Annotated in this window: 10 protein-coding genes; 5 read left to right on the forward strand and 5 right to left on the reverse strand. The window is 58.4% G+C overall.

Annotated features, from left to right (window positions below; genetic code table 11):
* Positions 1-41: 41 nt before the first annotated feature.
* Positions 42-452, reverse strand: a complete 411-nt coding sequence (locus CBB62_06685; GenBank protein OUT41988.1) for a Cu(I)-responsive transcriptional regulator — start codon at positions 450-452, stop codon at positions 42-44.
* A 106-nt stretch (positions 453-558) separates the two neighbouring features.
* On the opposite strand from CBB62_06685, the gene CBB62_06690 reads away from it, so the two are divergent.
* Positions 559-1,422 carry a DUF305 domain-containing protein gene (locus CBB62_06690; GenBank protein OUT42680.1) on the forward strand — a complete coding sequence of 288 codons (864 nt, stop codon included), beginning with the start codon at positions 559-561 and terminating at the stop codon, positions 1,420-1,422.
* 129 nt (positions 1,423-1,551) lie between these two features.
* Complete coding sequence (locus tag CBB62_06695) at positions 1,552-3,909, forward strand: copper-translocating P-type ATPase (protein ID OUT41989.1); 2,358 nt, start codon at positions 1,552-1,554, stop codon at positions 3,907-3,909.
* Positions 3,910-4,096: 187 nt separating this feature from the next.
* Here CBB62_06695 and CBB62_06700 read toward each other — a convergent pair whose 3' ends face one another.
* The 4 genes from CBB62_06700 to CBB62_06715 all read right to left on the reverse strand — a co-directional run bounded on the left by CBB62_06700 (position 4,097) and on the right by CBB62_06715 (position 9,459).
* Positions 4,097-4,957 carry a hypothetical protein gene (locus CBB62_06700; protein ID OUT41990.1) on the reverse strand — a complete coding sequence of 287 codons (861 nt, stop codon included), beginning with the start codon at positions 4,955-4,957 and terminating at the stop codon, positions 4,097-4,099.
* Between the two features lie 102 nt (positions 4,958-5,059).
* A complete protein-coding gene (locus CBB62_06705) occupies positions 5,060-7,198 on the reverse strand; it encodes a hypothetical protein (GenBank protein OUT41991.1) in 2,139 nt (712 codons plus the stop codon).
* A 118-nt stretch (positions 7,199-7,316) separates the two neighbouring features.
* Positions 7,317-8,303, reverse strand: coding sequence for a hypothetical protein (locus CBB62_06710; protein OUT41992.1), 987 nt, complete (start codon positions 8,301-8,303; stop codon positions 7,317-7,319).
* 37 nt (positions 8,304-8,340) lie between these two features.
* Complete coding sequence (locus CBB62_06715; protein ID OUT41993.1) at positions 8,341-9,459, reverse strand: dihydroorotase; 1,119 nt, start codon at positions 9,457-9,459, stop codon at positions 8,341-8,343.
* Between the two features lie 392 nt (positions 9,460-9,851).
* On the opposite strand from CBB62_06715, the gene CBB62_06720 reads away from it, so the two are divergent.
* The 3 genes from CBB62_06720 to CBB62_06730 are packed head-to-tail and all read left to right on the forward strand — an operon-like array spanning position 9,852 to position 15,956.
* Positions 9,852-11,987, forward strand: coding sequence for a hypothetical protein (locus tag CBB62_06720; protein OUT41994.1), 2,136 nt, complete (start codon positions 9,852-9,854; stop codon positions 11,985-11,987).
* Between the two features lie 12 nt (positions 11,988-11,999).
* A complete protein-coding gene (locus CBB62_06725; GenBank protein OUT41995.1) occupies positions 12,000-12,476 on the forward strand; it encodes a hypothetical protein in 477 nt (158 codons plus the stop codon).
* Between the two features lie 3 nt (positions 12,477-12,479).
* Complete coding sequence (locus tag CBB62_06730) at positions 12,480-15,956, forward strand: hypothetical protein (protein ID OUT41996.1); 3,477 nt, start codon at positions 12,480-12,482, stop codon at positions 15,954-15,956.
* Positions 15,957-15,984 lie beyond the last annotated feature (28 nt).

Consider the following 15,984-nt stretch of genomic DNA (forward strand, 5'->3'; position numbering starts at 1 on the left):
CGATGCAATAGTATGTCGCTGGGCAGGGGGAGAAGAGTGGCTCAGGAAGCAGGTGCTTCCGCGTCTCCCGAACGCGACAGGTCCTCCAGAATAGGACAGTCAGGTCGTCCATCGCCACGGCACCGGTCAATGAGTGTCTCAAGCGTCTGCTGAAGTGATTGCAGTTCGGCAATCTTATCGATGATGCGTTCCAGATGACCGGAGGCGATCTGTCGTACATCTGCACTGGCCCGGTCGCGATCTTCATAAAGCGACATAAGCGATCGGCAATCCTCTATGGAAAATCCCAGAGAACGTGCTCGTGACAGGAATGCGAGCTTGTGCGCATCAGCCTTGCTGAATGTTCGATAGCCATTATGCGCGCGTCCCGGACGAACAAGGCCGATGTCTTCATAGTAACGGATCGTCTTGGCAGGCAGGCCGCTTGCCTTGGCAACGTCTCCAATGTTCATCGTGATGTTCTCCTGACGGGTAATGAAAACACAGTTTGGATTATCCAGATGGAACCTTCCAGTGCAGGAAACCCGTTTACCAAGAAGCAAGCACATGGAGGCACAAATGAATTACAAACGCTTTTTCGCGATGATTATCACCTCGACAGTGGTGATGTTTGCACTGATGTATCTGAATACCTATTTGCCTGGCCACGTTTTCTGGTCTGAAACACGTGCGTATATGGCCATCGTCATGGGGGCGACAATGGCATTTATCATGCTTGCCTTCATGCTCTCGATGTATGCCAATCGAGCAGTCAATATAGCTGTTTTCACCAGTTCGGTTCTGGTTTTTGCCATCGCACTCTGGCTGGTGCGCAGTCAGGTTACTGTCGAGGACCGCAGTTACATGAGTGCGATGATCCCGCACCATTCAATTGCGATCATGACATCCAGTCGAGCCAATATCTCTGATACGCGGGTTCGCAGGTTGGCAGATAACATCGTATATGCGCAGGATAAGGAAATTGCCGAAATGCGTTACCTGATTGCGGATATCGATACCAACGGAAAGACCGTATCTCAGGAGCCTGTTGTCCCGACCCCACATATTGTCGATGGTGAACAAGCGCTCTCCAGCGAAGAATTGCCCGGTATTGACCCGGAATTCATGACGGATGAGCAGATTGCTCGGCTTTTCCCGGAAAACAGCAGTACCTGCAGCTTCAGATATACCGCAGACAGTCCGCCTGTACTGGTGGTCGGTGAAAGTGCTGATGGGCCTGCAGCGCTCGTGAAGATCAGTGGCGATCTCGTTCGCCTTGAGGCTGCGGATTTCGTCGGCACTGATGGTGGCAGTTTTATTGCTCCTCCCTTATCCGCAGAATTGCATGAAGCCGAGAATGGCGAGGGTCATGATCTGATTATGACGGCTGGGTCAGATTACAAGGCCGGTTTTCGGGGGCAATACAGCTGCAATGATTCCTGATGCGATGAGGCGGTAACGTGCTGATGCGACCAATCTGTTCATAAACCAGAAGCGAACGCACGCATTTCCTTGACCTTCCAGTCACTGGAAGCAATAGCCTGTGTTCATCCCATAAGGCAGGACTAAACAATGGCGCACAAAGACCATCCCCAACATGAACATACAGTGCATGATCATGCAGATGCAGGCACAGGTGCTGGCAAAACCGCCACCGACCCGGTTTGCGGGATGACAGTTACAATCAAACCGGATGCCAGATGCCGTGAATATGGTGGCGAGACCTTCTTCTTCTGTTCGGATGGGTGCCGGACAAAATTCGATGCCGACCCATGGTTCTACACTTCCGGCAAGGCAGATCAGGTCGGCAAGCATGTGGTGCCGAATACGCAATGGACCTGTCCGATGCATCCTGAAATCGTTCAGGACGAGCCGGGCAGCTGTCCGCTCTGTGGCATGGCTCTCGAACCCATGGTGCCGGGCGATGCGCCCAATGAGGAACTGGCCGATTTCACCCGTCGGCTCTGGGTAAGTGTCAGTGCGGCGGTACCACTCATGGTGCTGACCATGGGCGAGATGTTCGGCTTGCCGGTTCGTGAATGGATCGGGCACCGGATCGCGGTCTATCTTGAATTTCTGCTGGCAACCCCGATTGTACTCTGGGCTGCCCGACCGTTCTTTCAACGTGGCAGGGATTCGATCAGAAACCGTTCGCCGAATATGTGGACGTTGATTTCTTTGGGGGTCGGGGCTGCTTACCTCTATTCACTGATTGCAACATTTCTGCCGGATATTTTCCCCGAGCAATATTGGACGGGGGGCATGGTCGGTACTTATTATGAGGCGGCAACAGTGATTGTTGCGCTGATTTTTGTCGGTCAGGTTCTGGAGTTGCGTGCTCGCGAACGTACCGGTGATGCGATCCGGGCACTGATGGATCTGGCACCCAAGACGGCACGGCGCATTCTGCCGGACGGTACGGAATATGATGCGCCGCTTGAGAATATTACCGAGGGTGATCTGTTGCGTGTCCGGCCAGGTGAGAGCGTGCCGGTCGACAGTGAAGTGGTTGAGGGTCATTCCTCGATTGATGAAAGTATGATTACCGGCGAACCGGTGCCGGTAGAGAAGGCGGAGGGTGATCGTGTGACCGGAGGCACGATCAACAAAAATGGCACGCTTGCTGTTCGGGCAACCGCTGTCGGATCAGACACTGTATTGTCACAGATTGTCGACATGGTTGCCGGTGCACGGCGCTCCCGTGCGCCAATTCAGGGGCTGGCGGATCAGGTGTCGGAAATATTCGTGCCTGCCGTTGTCGGCGTCGCCATGGTTACCTTTCTGGCCTGGCTGTTTGCCGGACCAAGTCCCGCAATCGTCTTTGCCATCGCTTCGGCAGTCTCGGTTCTGATTATTGCCTGTCCTTGTGCCCTTGGTCTCGCGACACCGATCTCAATCACCACGGCTGCCGGTCGGGGGGCACAGGCGGGGGTTTTGATCAAGGACGCCGAGGCTCTGGAACGCATGGCCAGGGTCGATACCCTGATCGTTGACAAGACCGGCACCCTCACCGAAGGGCGGCCAAAATTAACCGATGTCATCTCCCTATCTGACAAATCTGGTGAGGATGTGCTTGCGCTTGCTGCTGCATTGGAGCGCGGGTCGGAACACCCGTTGGCCGAAGCTGTTCTGGACGGTGCGCAGGAGCGCGGTATCACACTCGGAAAAATGTCGGACTTCGAGGCCGTGACCGGAAAGGGAGTCACCGGTCGGGTCGGCGACTGTTCCGTGGCGTTTGGAAATGCGGCTCTCATGCAGTCAATCAATGCTGCAACACGTTCCGGGGAAGATCAGGCTGATGCGTTGCGCGCTGAGGGCAAGACCGCCATGTTTGTTGCCATTGACGGTCAGTTGATCGGCATTGTGGCTGTTGCAGATCCTATCAAGGCCTCAACCGAGCGTGCAATTCGTGAACTGCATGCCCAGGGGCTACGCATCATCATGGCCACGGGTGATAATAAGCGCACGGCTGAAGCCGTTGCTGGACAACTCGGCATTGATGAGGTGCGGGCAGGCGTATTGCCGGCAGACAAGAAGGCGCTGGTGGATGAGTTGCGAGCTGCAGGCCGGTCAATTGCGATGGCGGGAGATGGCGTTAACGATGCTCCGGCACTGGCTGCCGCCGATGTTGGTATCGCGATGGGAACCGGTGCTGATGTCGCTGTTGAGAGTGCCGGTCTGACGCTGCTTGGCGGTGACCTGACCGGTATTGTTCGGGCGCGGAAACTCGCTCGGGCGACACTGCGCAATATCAGACAGAACCTGTTCTTTGCCTTTGTCTATAACATGGCGGGCATACCGATAGCGGCGGGGTTGCTTTACCCGGTCTTTGGTCTTCTCTTGTCACCGATGATCGCCGCTGCCGCCATGTCCCTGTCTTCTGTTTCGGTCATTGCCAATGCTCTCAGATTACGGCGACTGAATATCTGATGCGCGCTTTATTTGTAATCTGTCAGCACGGACGCGTGCTGACAGATTACAGCAGCAAGACGCCGATCAGCAGGACGAGGCAGATATAGACCGTCTCGGATACCATCAGCACCATGGGCTTCCAGCCCAGTTCCCTGAGGTCGGCGAGTACGGTGCGGGCACCAATCGCGGCGACGGCGGTGGCGAGTCAGGCGGTTGAGAGATAGGTCGCGGCCAGTACGAATGGCTGGGGCAACAGGCCGAGCGAATTGAGTACGGCCAGAATGATGAAGCCGATCAGCATCGGTGGTGGTGCAAGGCCCTTCAGCCCTTTGGTCTCCGCCCGCTCGCGGAAAATGAAGGCAACCGCCAGCACTACCGGGGCGAGCAGGGCGACCCGGAACAGCTTGGTCAGGGTGGCGGCTTCGCCTGCGGTTTCCGAAACCGTGTAGCCCGCACCGACGACCTGCGCCACATCGTGAATTGAGCCACCGAGGAAGATGCCAGCCTCATGGTCGTTGAAGCCGAGCAGGCCGGAAATGACCGGATAGAGCACCATGGCCAGCGTGCTGAGCGTGGTAACAGTAACGACCGTGAAGGCGGTCTCGCGTTCCTTCCACTCCCGGTCGGGCAGGGCGGCGGAAATCGCCAGCGCTGCCGAGGCACCACAGATCGCGGTGGCACCGCCGGTCAGCACGCCGCGTTCGCTGCCAAGGCCGATCCAGCGCCCGAGCAGGGCGCCGAACAGGATGGTTGTCACGACCCCGATGGTTACCAGCACCAGCGGTGCCACGCCGAGGGCGGCAATCTGCTCTGCACCGATCCGCGCACCGAGCAGGGCCACGCCGAATTTCAGGATCGCCTTGCTGGAGAATTTCAGGCCGGGTGCCAGGCGCGGCTGTCGTCCCAGACGGTTGAGTGCCATGCCGATCAGCAGGGCAAGCAGCATCACCGGCCCACCGATGAAGATCGCGATCAGTTGGGCAATACCGGCCAGTACGACAGCCAGAATGACGCCGGGGTAAAATTCGACGGCACTGTTTTTCAGGCGATTGGCGATGCTGGTCATGGCGTTGGAATGTCGGGCAACGGGACGGGATTGCCCGTGGTTTTGCACCTCATCGCGTAAAATGCCAATGGCAAAAACCGGTCTCGCTTCACAATGCCGGGGTCAGGTTATATCGCTGTCAGTTGATTTATTGGTACCGCCTGTACTGTCCCGCGCTGCCATGCGTTGCTGGCTGCTGATGGCGGCGGCGGCGGTTGCCCGGGCGATTTCCTCGGACCGGTCCTCATCATTATCGCCCACGGCGACCCGGATTTCGGGTCTGGAGAAGCTGATGCCGTTCTCGGCAAAGGCGGTCTGCACCGCGGCATAGGCATAGCGTCGGATCAGGTATTGCCGACCCGGATGGCACATGAACTTGGTGCTGATAATCAGGCCGTAATCATCGACCTCAACCACGCCCTGCGATTTGAACGGCTGGATGAAGTCTTCGCCAACCTCCGGGTGCTCGAGCAGTTGCTGGCCAGTTTTCTTGAGCAGTTTGCGGACCTTCTCCAGATCGGTATCGAAGGGCAGGCGGAATTTCAGCTTCATGATCGCCCAGTCGCGGCTGTAGTTCTGGATCGTGCTGATCTCGCCAAACGGGATGGTATTGAGTGCGCCGCGATGGTGCCGGAGCTGGAGCGACCGGGCGCGGATTTTCTCCACCGAACCCTTGACCGTACCGAGGTCGATATATTCGCCCTGCCGGAAGGCGTCGTCGATGAGGAAGAACGCACCGGAGACGATATCGCGCACAAGGGTTTGCGAGCCAAAACCGATGGCGAGGCCGACAACACCGGCACCGGCCAGAACCGGTCCAATGTCGACCCCGAGGGCCGAGAGGATAATCATCAGCGCGATCACCACGATGGTCACTTGCCCGGTGCGTTTAAACAGCGGCAGCAGGGTGCCGAGGCGCGACAGACCAGCCCCGCCAATCTCCATTTCGCCCACATCGCCGCGCTCGGCCTCATAGGCGGCATTCTCGACCGCAATCCGCCGATCAAGCCAGATGCATAGAACTTCCCACGCGGTATAGGCAATGAGCAGGACCGCGCATATCTGCAGTAAGGCCTGCAGGATTACCACATTCAGGCTGGCGGCTTCCGAAGCGGTGAAAACATCCACGCGCCAGACAACCATCAGCGCGATGATAACGGCGACCGTGAGAATCAGGCGGCTGACCCGCAAGGCGGCAGCCCGGATCGGGTCATGCGCGTTGGTTCCGGTGATGGCAGCCGCCGCAATGGCGCTGTCGATCGGTGGCCAGAAGGTAAGGGTGAGCACTGTAAACAATGCCGCGCCGTAGAGCGGTATGGAGCCGAGCACGCCGCTCAGAATTACCCCGAACCAGATCAGCAGCGTGGCAACGGCCAAGGCCCAGCCGTAAAGCGGTGCGAGGCGGTTGCGGATGCCGGTGATGCCGTCAATGACCAGCGCCCCGGTCAGGGCTGCACGGTTGCTGATGAAGGACAGCACCAGCCCGCCGCTCAGCAGCGAGCCGACAATGATCAGCAGCAGGTAATGGGCGTCGCCGGTAACCCCCAGCACCGCAAACAGGGCGCAGGTGAAAAAGCCGAAGGCACCAAGCGCCATGGCGAAAATCTGGGTGTGGTAAAGGCTTCTAGCGGCTGGGTCAGTGAAAGCCGGAATGCGGTAATCGGGGCGCGGCAGGGCGAGATAGGCGCGCAAAAAGGCAATGACCGCCTGCATCATCAGCACAGCCGACAGGTAGAAGAAGAAGGCCAGCCGGTCGCGCGGTTCATCCCCGCCGATCACCATGAACACAAGGGCGGCAATCGCGGCAAAGGCACCGATCCGAATGCCGTCACCGAGCAGGTTGAGCGCCAGATGCCTGGCCTTGGCGAGCAGGCCGGGATTGCTGTCTTCGGGTGTGCCGACAATCCGCTGTTTCAGCTTTTTCAACTGATGCGATCCGACCCAGGCGATGCCGAGCGAGATCAGGAAGACGATGAGGAACTCACCCAACCCGCCCTCGGCACGGTTGCTGGTCAGTGCGCGCCAAGCGGCGGCCATGGCACCGGGTAATTCTTTATAGCTGCCGAGGATGTCGCCGAGGCGATCCTGTGCAGTGGCGAAGGCTTCCTGCAGGCGATAGGCGATATCGGCGGGGTTCAGCCCATCCGCGCCATTGGCCGGGACGGTATCGATCCGATCCAGTATCAGCTGGCGCAACTCGGCATCGGGCAGTCGGGCGAGATCATCGGCGGTAATGCCATTATTGCTGTTGCCTGCGCTCATCCTGCCCCGTCCTGCTTGCTGTCATGCGGTTGTTTTATCCAACCATGGGGGGCAAACAGTTGACTGTTCAAGCGATAGCTGGCGAAGCCTGTATCAGGCGTCATCAGGTGTTGCGCAATCAGGCAATAGCGGCCTTGATTTTCCGCAAGACGGCAGGCCCCTGATAGGTCAGCGCGGTATAGAGCTGGATCGCATCGGCACCGGCATCCAGCAGGCGTTTGGCGCTGGCCCCGTCCTGCACCCCGCCAACGCCCATGAGCGGCATGTTGGTACCGCCCACCTCACGCGCCCAGTCGACCATCTGACAGGCAATATCGAGCAGGCCCGGGCCACTGTAGCCGCCCACCGGCTTGTTCTCATACCGTGGCCAGACAAAGTCCTGATTGGCCAGCAGTTCCGACCGGTCCGGCGGGATGGTGTTGGTTGCGACAATGCCGCGGGCACCGGCATCGAGGGCGGCGGCAACCATGGTCTTGACGCTAACCTCGTCGGTTGAGGGGCCGAGCTTGACCAGCAGCGGTGTGTCACCAGCCGCGCCGACACTGGCGGCAACCTGTGCGGCCATATCCGCGACCGGGTCATGGTCATCGGCACCATGGGCGACATTCGGGCATGAGGCGTTGAGGGTCAGGTAATCGGCGAGCGGGGCACAGGCACTGGCCAGCTTCTCGAACTCGGCGAGTTTGCCATCGGGCGAGGCGATGCTGACGCCGACAACCAGCTTCTGCACCGTGCGGGCGCGATATGCCTGCAGGTTCTCCAGAAAGGGTTCCAGTCCGTGACCGGGCAGGCCGAGCCAGTTGATCAGGCTGTCGCGTGCGCCAACCCGCCAGATGCGCGGCCCCGGATTGCCTGGACGGGGCTTCAGCGTGACCGTGCCGGTCTCAACAAAGCCGAAACCGAGCTTCTCCCAACCGATCAGGGCTGCGGCTTCCTTGTCGGCCCCGGCAGAAAGGCCGATCGGGTTGCGAAACTCCTTGCCGAACAGAGTGCGTTTAAGACTTGGGCTGTCCGCTGGGGCGGCAGGTACCAGTCCCTGTGCGGCAAGTTTGATGGCAACGCCATGGGCGGTTTCGGGAGGCAGCAGGCTGAGTGGATTGAACATCTGGGGCAGCTTCTCTCTTCTGTCAGCACGCGCCCGGTTACGCCGGGATCATGCGCCATGGCATGGTGTTCTGGCCAAGCCCGACCGGCAGCGGTACGACCTTGTCCTCGCCGGGATCGCCGTTCGGGATTTCAACAATATCTACAGTAGCTTGCTCTTTCTCAATTGAGAACATCTCGGTTGAGCGCGGGATGCGATAAAAGTCCGGGCCATTGGTGCAGAGGAAGCGGGTAAAGGCCGCAATACCCGTATCGCTTGAGAGATCGACCCCGGCGCTCTCAAATGCCTCGGCATAGAGCTGTGGCGCGATATAACCGGTGAAGCACCCGGCGGCACAACCGCATGGGGTTACCTTCTTGGTGTGCGGAGCGCTGTCGGTACCGGCGAAGAACTTGTGGTTGTCCGGCGCGGTTGCCACGGCCCGCAAGGCCGCACGGTCTGTCGCGTATTTGACCAGCGGCAGACAGTAGAGGTGGTAGTTGCAGCCCTTCAGCAGGTGCCCAACGGTATAGAGCAGGTGCTGGGGCGTGATGGTGGCCCCCACATGTTCCGGCGCGGAGGCGATGAAATGTGCCGCCACTTCGGTCGTGATGTGCTCACCGACCACCCGTAGATGCGGCAGTTGATCGATCAGGCGTGGCATCTGTTCGGCATAGAACTGTTCTTCCGCATTGGTGTTGCGGTCGAAGTAGTCCTCGGCCTCCAGCCCATGCTGTTCGCCATGAATACAGAGGGTCACGCCATTATCGGCAAGGGCCTTGAATACATCGTTCGTCAGGAACTCGGCGAAGGGATAGCCGAAATCGGCCCCGGTGGTGCCATGGGGCGGATAGTATTTCGCCGCCCGCAGCAGGCCGGACTTTGCGCCTGCCTCAATCATCGCCGGGGTTGTATCGCGGGTCAGGTAGAGCGGCACAATGATGTCGTCAAACCGATCACCACCGGCATCGAGCAGTTGCTGGCGGTAACCCTCGATGCTCCAGCAGTCGAGCGACTCATGCTCCGAAACCTTCGCTACCGGTGGCTTGGTATTGGGCATGGCGAGAAAGCCGAAACAGCCCATGGCGTGATGCGCCTCGATCATCGGGGCCAGTAAGGCGCCCTGACGCATATGGGCGTGAAAATCGAACCATTTTGGCAGGGTTAGCTGAGTCATGTTTTTTCAAGAGTCCAAGCAGCGGCAGCATTTTTTTTCCACAGCACACTAGCCGAGCGGTCGGGCATGTCAAAGTGGTACGTGTATAAGCACTGTTATGCGCAGAAAACATAGCTGTTATTCGTCAATGCGCGGCTCTAGTTCTCGTGCGTCAGGCATACGAAACGCCACTAAGTCGTTATGGCGCTTGACTGTTGGAAACTCTTTTTGCACCGCAATCTTTGACACTTTCACATGCGCATCGTGTAACGGATGCAAGAACAGCGTGCATGACCCCCTTGCAAAAAATGCATGTTCCCCCCCAAGACCGACACGAGCTTTGACACATGTCCAAACGCGCCAAGACTGCTACGCCGCCGCCCCCACCGCTTTCTGCGTCAGCAGACGAGATCATGGACTACTTCTTCGACGGTAAGAAGAAGTACATCTATGACGATTTCCCGCACAAATACTTCGCGGAGCAGGGCGCAGAGTACAAGGAACGGGCAAAGCAGCAGATCCGCATGGCATTCGGTGCGGTCAAGGCCTCAACCGGCGGCCAGCAGGGCAACTACGTATTGTGCTCCATCTCCGGTGGTATCGAAGGTCACCGTCTTGCCTATGTTCACCGGGACAAGTTCAAGCAGTCCGGTGAGAAGCTGACCACGGTCAAGCTCGGTGAATTTGCCGGTTCCGACATTGTCGCCGAGCGCGTCTACGGACCCAATACCGACCGCAACCTGGCGCTGTCCCGTCAGGTTATGCGCGACTATCCGAACGATATCGCGATTGCCCCGGCCGGTCTGCAGGCGATGGTCCACCAGTTCGGTGCCAATGCCGGTTTCAGCCGCGGCCAGAAGTGGGAAGAAGAGGACTACATGGCCCTCTGGTTCCCGGTTAAGCATTACTTTGAAAAGCGCCAGCCGCTCTCCGGTGACCCGAACTTCTCTCGCGGTGCCAACTGGGAGCTGATGTATGGCGCATCGGTTCAGGCCGGTGTGGTACCGGGCCGCGATGCCAACAATATGGACGTCAAGGATGGCAAAGGCCGCGATGTCAGCCTCGCCCGCCGGATCGAGAGCGTCGCCAATTACGTCCGTTGGGCAGCGCCGAAAGGCTTCGATGTCAGCGTCGGTGCCACGACTCTGGTGCGTCTGATGCACATGTCGGATCAGATCGAGGCTGCCAAGGCCGGCAAGCCGAGCATCATCGATACAAACAACCTGCATTCATCATTTAAAAAGCGCAGTCAGAAAGAGGTCAAAAAGGTTGAGCAGTTGAAAGCTCAGCTTGGCCCATTCCTGGCCAACTACGCTGACCAGATCGATTTCGAGGATCTGGGTGAGAAATGGAAAACCGATCTTCTGAAAGGCAAGAAGGGCGTCAAGCCGGCAACCGAGCTGCAGGAACAGATCCCGTTCGATGGCTGGGGCACAAAGCAGCCGAAGAAACCGTTCGGTGGCTTCGAGGCAACCGCGCCTGACATTCAGATCTATCGCCTGAAAGGTGACTATTTCGGTGAAGATTCAAAGAGTGTGCTGTTCGAGGACGATACCTACAGCCGCCTCGATCACCGTGAGAAGCTGATCCTGCCATTCCTGCTCGCGGCATCCGAAACCGCCCTGCCACCAGCGGCCAAGCCACATATCGCGCTGGTTCTCGGCGACCCTAAAACCGGTAATGCCGCCCTGAACGCTGCTGAAATCGACGGTATCGAGGATATCGCCGAACTGCCCGGTGCCAAGGGCAAGGGCTTCGGCAAGATCGCCGGTCAGAACGTGCGCGAGATCAAGCGCACCACCGATATGCTGCGCCGCCAGTTCGATGTGGGCATCATCCGCTCCAGCGCCGAGCTGGACGAGATGTTCGAGACCTCTGCCAAAAACGGCAAGGGTGTGGTTGCCCCCGGTACGGACAAGGTCGGTTCTGCCGCCCGTGCCGCCTTCCGCAACAAGATGATCGACCGCAGCGTTGATCGCATGGTTGCCATGGATGGCTGGGAGCAGTCCCCGTCCTATGTTCAGCACATGGTGCGGGCAACGCTGGTTCAGACCGGTCTCGTTCCGCGTGAGAGCGGCTCCGGTCAGGACTTCATCGTGTTTGACCAGCGCGGCCACGAAATGACCCTCGCAGATCGTATCAAGCCACTGGCCAAATTCGTCGAGAAGGGCATTCAGAACGATGTTGCAGTGCCGGAGCAGTCGCTGGCGCTGGCCCGTCTGTTCGAGCTTTATGACCGTCAGGTCGACCCGACCTATCGCAAGCGCAAGGGCGTCGAGATTTCAGCCCAGAAGGCGCATCCGTCGGTTACCAGCCATATGCGTGATGAGAATCATGCGGAGATGGCGGAACTGAAGGAAATCCGCGATCGCGTCCGTCCACTGCTGATCGAACATGCCGCGCGCGGCTTTGACGACAGCCGGATCAAGGACCTCAACGAGGATTACCTGCGGGCCCGTACGACGCGTGTTGCACGCGACAAGTGGGATACCCGCCGGACCCCTGGCAAGACCACTGTCTACCAACCGAACCGTCCAACCGCCGGGTAAGGATAGAGAGTGATGCAGCAATCAACCCTTCACAACCAAATGAGCACCAACATGAACAGCACTGCTGAACGTGTCCTTGATGCCGAGGGCGTGATTGACTGGTTGCACATCAATCCGGGCGAAAAACTGGTCGCAACCCGCACCAATGTCGACACCGGCGTTCTCGCCGGGCTGCGCATGCGGCTTGAGCAGGATCTGGCAGGCAAGCAGATCGCAATCTCGCTTGATGGCTACCGCATGGCACCTGATACCGGTGCCAGCACCTCAAAACTTCTGCGCCTGACCCTCGCGCGTCGCGGCAGCAGCGACGTTATGGGCATTCGTAAATGTGTCTGGCGTGGTCAGGTGATGACTCTGGCATCCGATGATCTGGACAATCTGCTGGCAGAGCTGGCCCGTGTTGCGCAATCACTGCGCCGCAGCTATCTGCCGCCGATCAAGTCTCTTGATAAGTTTTTTAATGCAACCGTCGAGCAAAAGGGCGAGTAACCCGTGGCAGCAGGCAACAAAAAAACGGTACATTCATGGGCAACCGATTTCATGCCAAGCCAGCTTGGCATTGATGTCGATCCCGAAGAGTTGCGGTTGCTTGGCTCGTTCAACGAGGCCAACCCGGCACTGTTCAAATTCGCTGCCCGTCAGCTCGATACCACCGTTGCCACCCTGAACAAGAAAAAGCGCTTCCCGGTTCTGTTGGCAGAAGCGGATGTTGATCCAAGGACCGGTGGTGCTGCCGCCGTTGTCACCAAGAGCCAGCGCGATACCCGCGGCAATATCGGTGACATGACAATCCAGTACTGGCGGATGCGCCCAAATGGCGGCCAGCGTCTGCAGGACCTGATCAATATTGAAACCGGTCCGGGCAAGGATGAAAACCACACCTCGATTACCGGCATGTGGGTTCTGGGCCGTGAAATCGATGTCAGCGACATTGCCAAGGTCAACCGCGTGCTCGAGGCAGCGCGCCGGATCAATACCTCGCTGCGTGCAGGAACACTGCCCGAAGTCGCCAAGATCTTCAAAGATACCTACATGCATGAGGTGGTTAGCGAGAAGCTGCCAATTATCGGTCTGGATGAAAAAGGCGGGTTTGATTTCGCGCCATCCATTCAGGGGCAAAGCCCTGAGAAAGCGCTCGACCTTGAGGTGCCACCATCTGTTGCGCTCGCCCTTGATGGTCGTGGCGTTAACACCCTTGATTATCGCCAGATCACGGCAGTCAAGCGTCCGGTTTCCGCCGTTGACCCCGATACCGCCATGCAGTTCATCTCGCAAGTCGGCATCGAGACCAATACCAAGGGCCATGAAGTCAAGGCCAGCATCGAGCCCGGCGTTGTGCCGGAAGGGGTGCAGGGTGAGGCTATCGACGATCTGGCACAGGAACACTGGAGCCGTGTGCCCGGTGATGATCCAAGCCGGAAGGGTAAGCGGAACTTCCGCCTCGACAAGCTGAATATCCTCGGCGAAGACCTGCTCAATGTGGACACCGTTACCCGGATGCGTGGTCTCGGTATCCTCAACCGGGTTATGCATTCCCTGCGCCGCCGGGACTATCCGGAAATCATGGATTACCTGACCGAGTTCGATCAGCTCGATCTGGTTGAGCCTCTGCCCGATCCACCAGCGCTGGAAGAGGGCGGCCGGATGTACATGGTCTCGCTGCTCGGTAACGGTCGCGACGAGATCGTTGAGGATTTCGGTGACCAGATCGGCTCGACCAAAATCATCGTCCATGAAGGCAAGGACAAGGACGGCAAGATCGATCGTGTCGCCGTTGGTCACGATCTCGGCATGTTCATTCCGAAGGAAGGCTCCGAATGGTCAGGTGCTGTGCCGGATGTTGTCGAATGGCTGAAGCAGGTCGACCACTGGTTCATCACCCACCGTCACCTCGATCACGCCCACGGTATCGCGATCTATGCGCGTAAGGGGCTGCTCGAAGATAAAACCTTCCATGCCACCCCTGATGTGATCCGGGCGATCGAGAAGTCGCTCAACGATTATGACGTAAAGCGCAAGGACTGGCCGAAGTTTCAGGCCATCACCAAGGAAGGTGCGATCGACATCGAGAAGGATGGCACCAAGCGTATGACAGTCGAGTGGTCACCACACGCGACCCCGCACTCTGCGCGCACCACGCCGTTCCGCTACATCGGTCGTTTCGGCAACAATATTCTCGGTTCCTATCTGAACCCCGGTGACATGCGTTTCGGTCGCTATATGGAAGAGGGCTATGACGGTCCGAAGCCGGCCGCGACCTGGATCGATCAGAAGTTCTTCTCTCGTGGCCTGCGCGGCCTTGCCGAGCGTGAGCCCGATCTTGATCCTGCTGATGTGGATCGTCAGGATACGGTTGCTGATTTCGATGTGACCTCAGTCAAGAAACGCGGTTGGGCAGTAACCGAGCCTGAGGTTGAGCACAACATGAACGAGCTGCTCAACGGCGTCTTCAAGGACAAGGGCGTGTTGATGGCGATGATCTCGACCAACGACAATCGCTATGAATCAGCCCTGCGTATCGCAACGCATACCGGTCGTAATTTGATGGAAGTCGGCAGCTCGGTTGAGCAGACCGCAACCACCAACAACGTGCTCGGTGTGAACTACCATGTGGTTGAGCCAAATCCCGATGGCGGCAATATCCAGATTTATCTCGATCATGTGTATGACGAGCGTCTGGGCGAACTGAAAGAAGCCCTTGAGAAGGAAAAAGCCGAAGGTCCTGCCCATGGGCGCAAGGCTGTCGTTGATAACACGCTGAAGGCGATCGACTGGATCACCGAGCGTCGCCATCATGGCATGGTTCGTGAGAACCATGATTACGAGAAGCATGGCAAGGACAGCTTCATGAAGCCGCTGGTCGGTCGTCCGGTCTACATGCTCTATGATGAGATGAAAGAGGCCGATGAGCATCTGGGGGCCCTGATTGCCGGTATGGACGGCAAGGTCGATAAGCGTCTGCCGCGCTTTACCGCCACCCTGCGCACCAGCCGTACCTCGAAAACCGCCGCCCGCATTATGGGTGACGATCCGGCGCGCCGCATTATTCCGGTGACCGGTACCCAGGGCAGCATGGCCGAGATGGAAGCCCAACTGAACAAGATCGCCGAAGGTCGCTCACTGTTCGAGGCTGATCCGAAGCACCGCCATACCGCCGTGCCGATCAGCGCCGATACCGACGTTATCATCATTTCCCAGTCATCCATTCCGGGAAATGAGAAGAACCAGAAGGCACTGATTGATCGCCTGACCCGTGATCGCAACTACACCGTTGTGGTCGCCATGGGTGACGGTTTCCGCGCCCATAACCTGAAGGGTGATCAGGCCGAGCGTCTGAAAACCCTCTATGGCAAACAAAAGGGTGTGGAGCTGCTGACCGAAACCGATGGGTCACTCACCGTGCTGAATAAGGGGCTGCACAGCTCCGGTCACGGTAACGAGAAGGATGTGGAGGCTTTCGCCAACCTGATCCGCCCCGATATCGCCCAGCCACAGCACGTCACCGATCCGGAATCGATCAACCGTGCCCTTGGCCTGTTCAAGAAAATCGGTCTCAACACCAAGGACCGGATCGTCGAGAACTTCGAGGCGCTGAGCATCAACAAGGGTGCTACCCCGGAACAGGCTGATGCCCAGAGCATCGGTCGGATGCCGGCCTCGCTGGTCGTGTTCAAGCTGATCCGCAAGTTCGGCAAGTTCTTCGGCGGCCATCTGGAAGCCAAGCGCATCCTGTCAAACGAGCGTCGCGGTGGTGAGCGTCGTGATGGTCTGATGGCTGGCGAGAACAAGGAATATGAAGCCAACTTCCCGGTTCAGGACCCCGAGCGCGTGCGCGAATGGCAGTCACGCCGTCCGGTGAAGCGTCCGGAGCCGTCACGCAAGGATCGTTCACGTCCGATACCGGAACGTCGTGATCGCGGCCCGAATCTGCCCCCGATGCCCGCCCCAAAAATGCGGCGGACAGGGTGAGGTAGTTTCATCAGTGAATGATATAGTC

The sequence above is a fragment of the Micavibrio sp. TMED2 genome, from assembly GCA_002168225.1.
Taxonomy (GTDB): Bacteria; Pseudomonadota; Alphaproteobacteria; order TMED2; family TMED2; genus TMED2.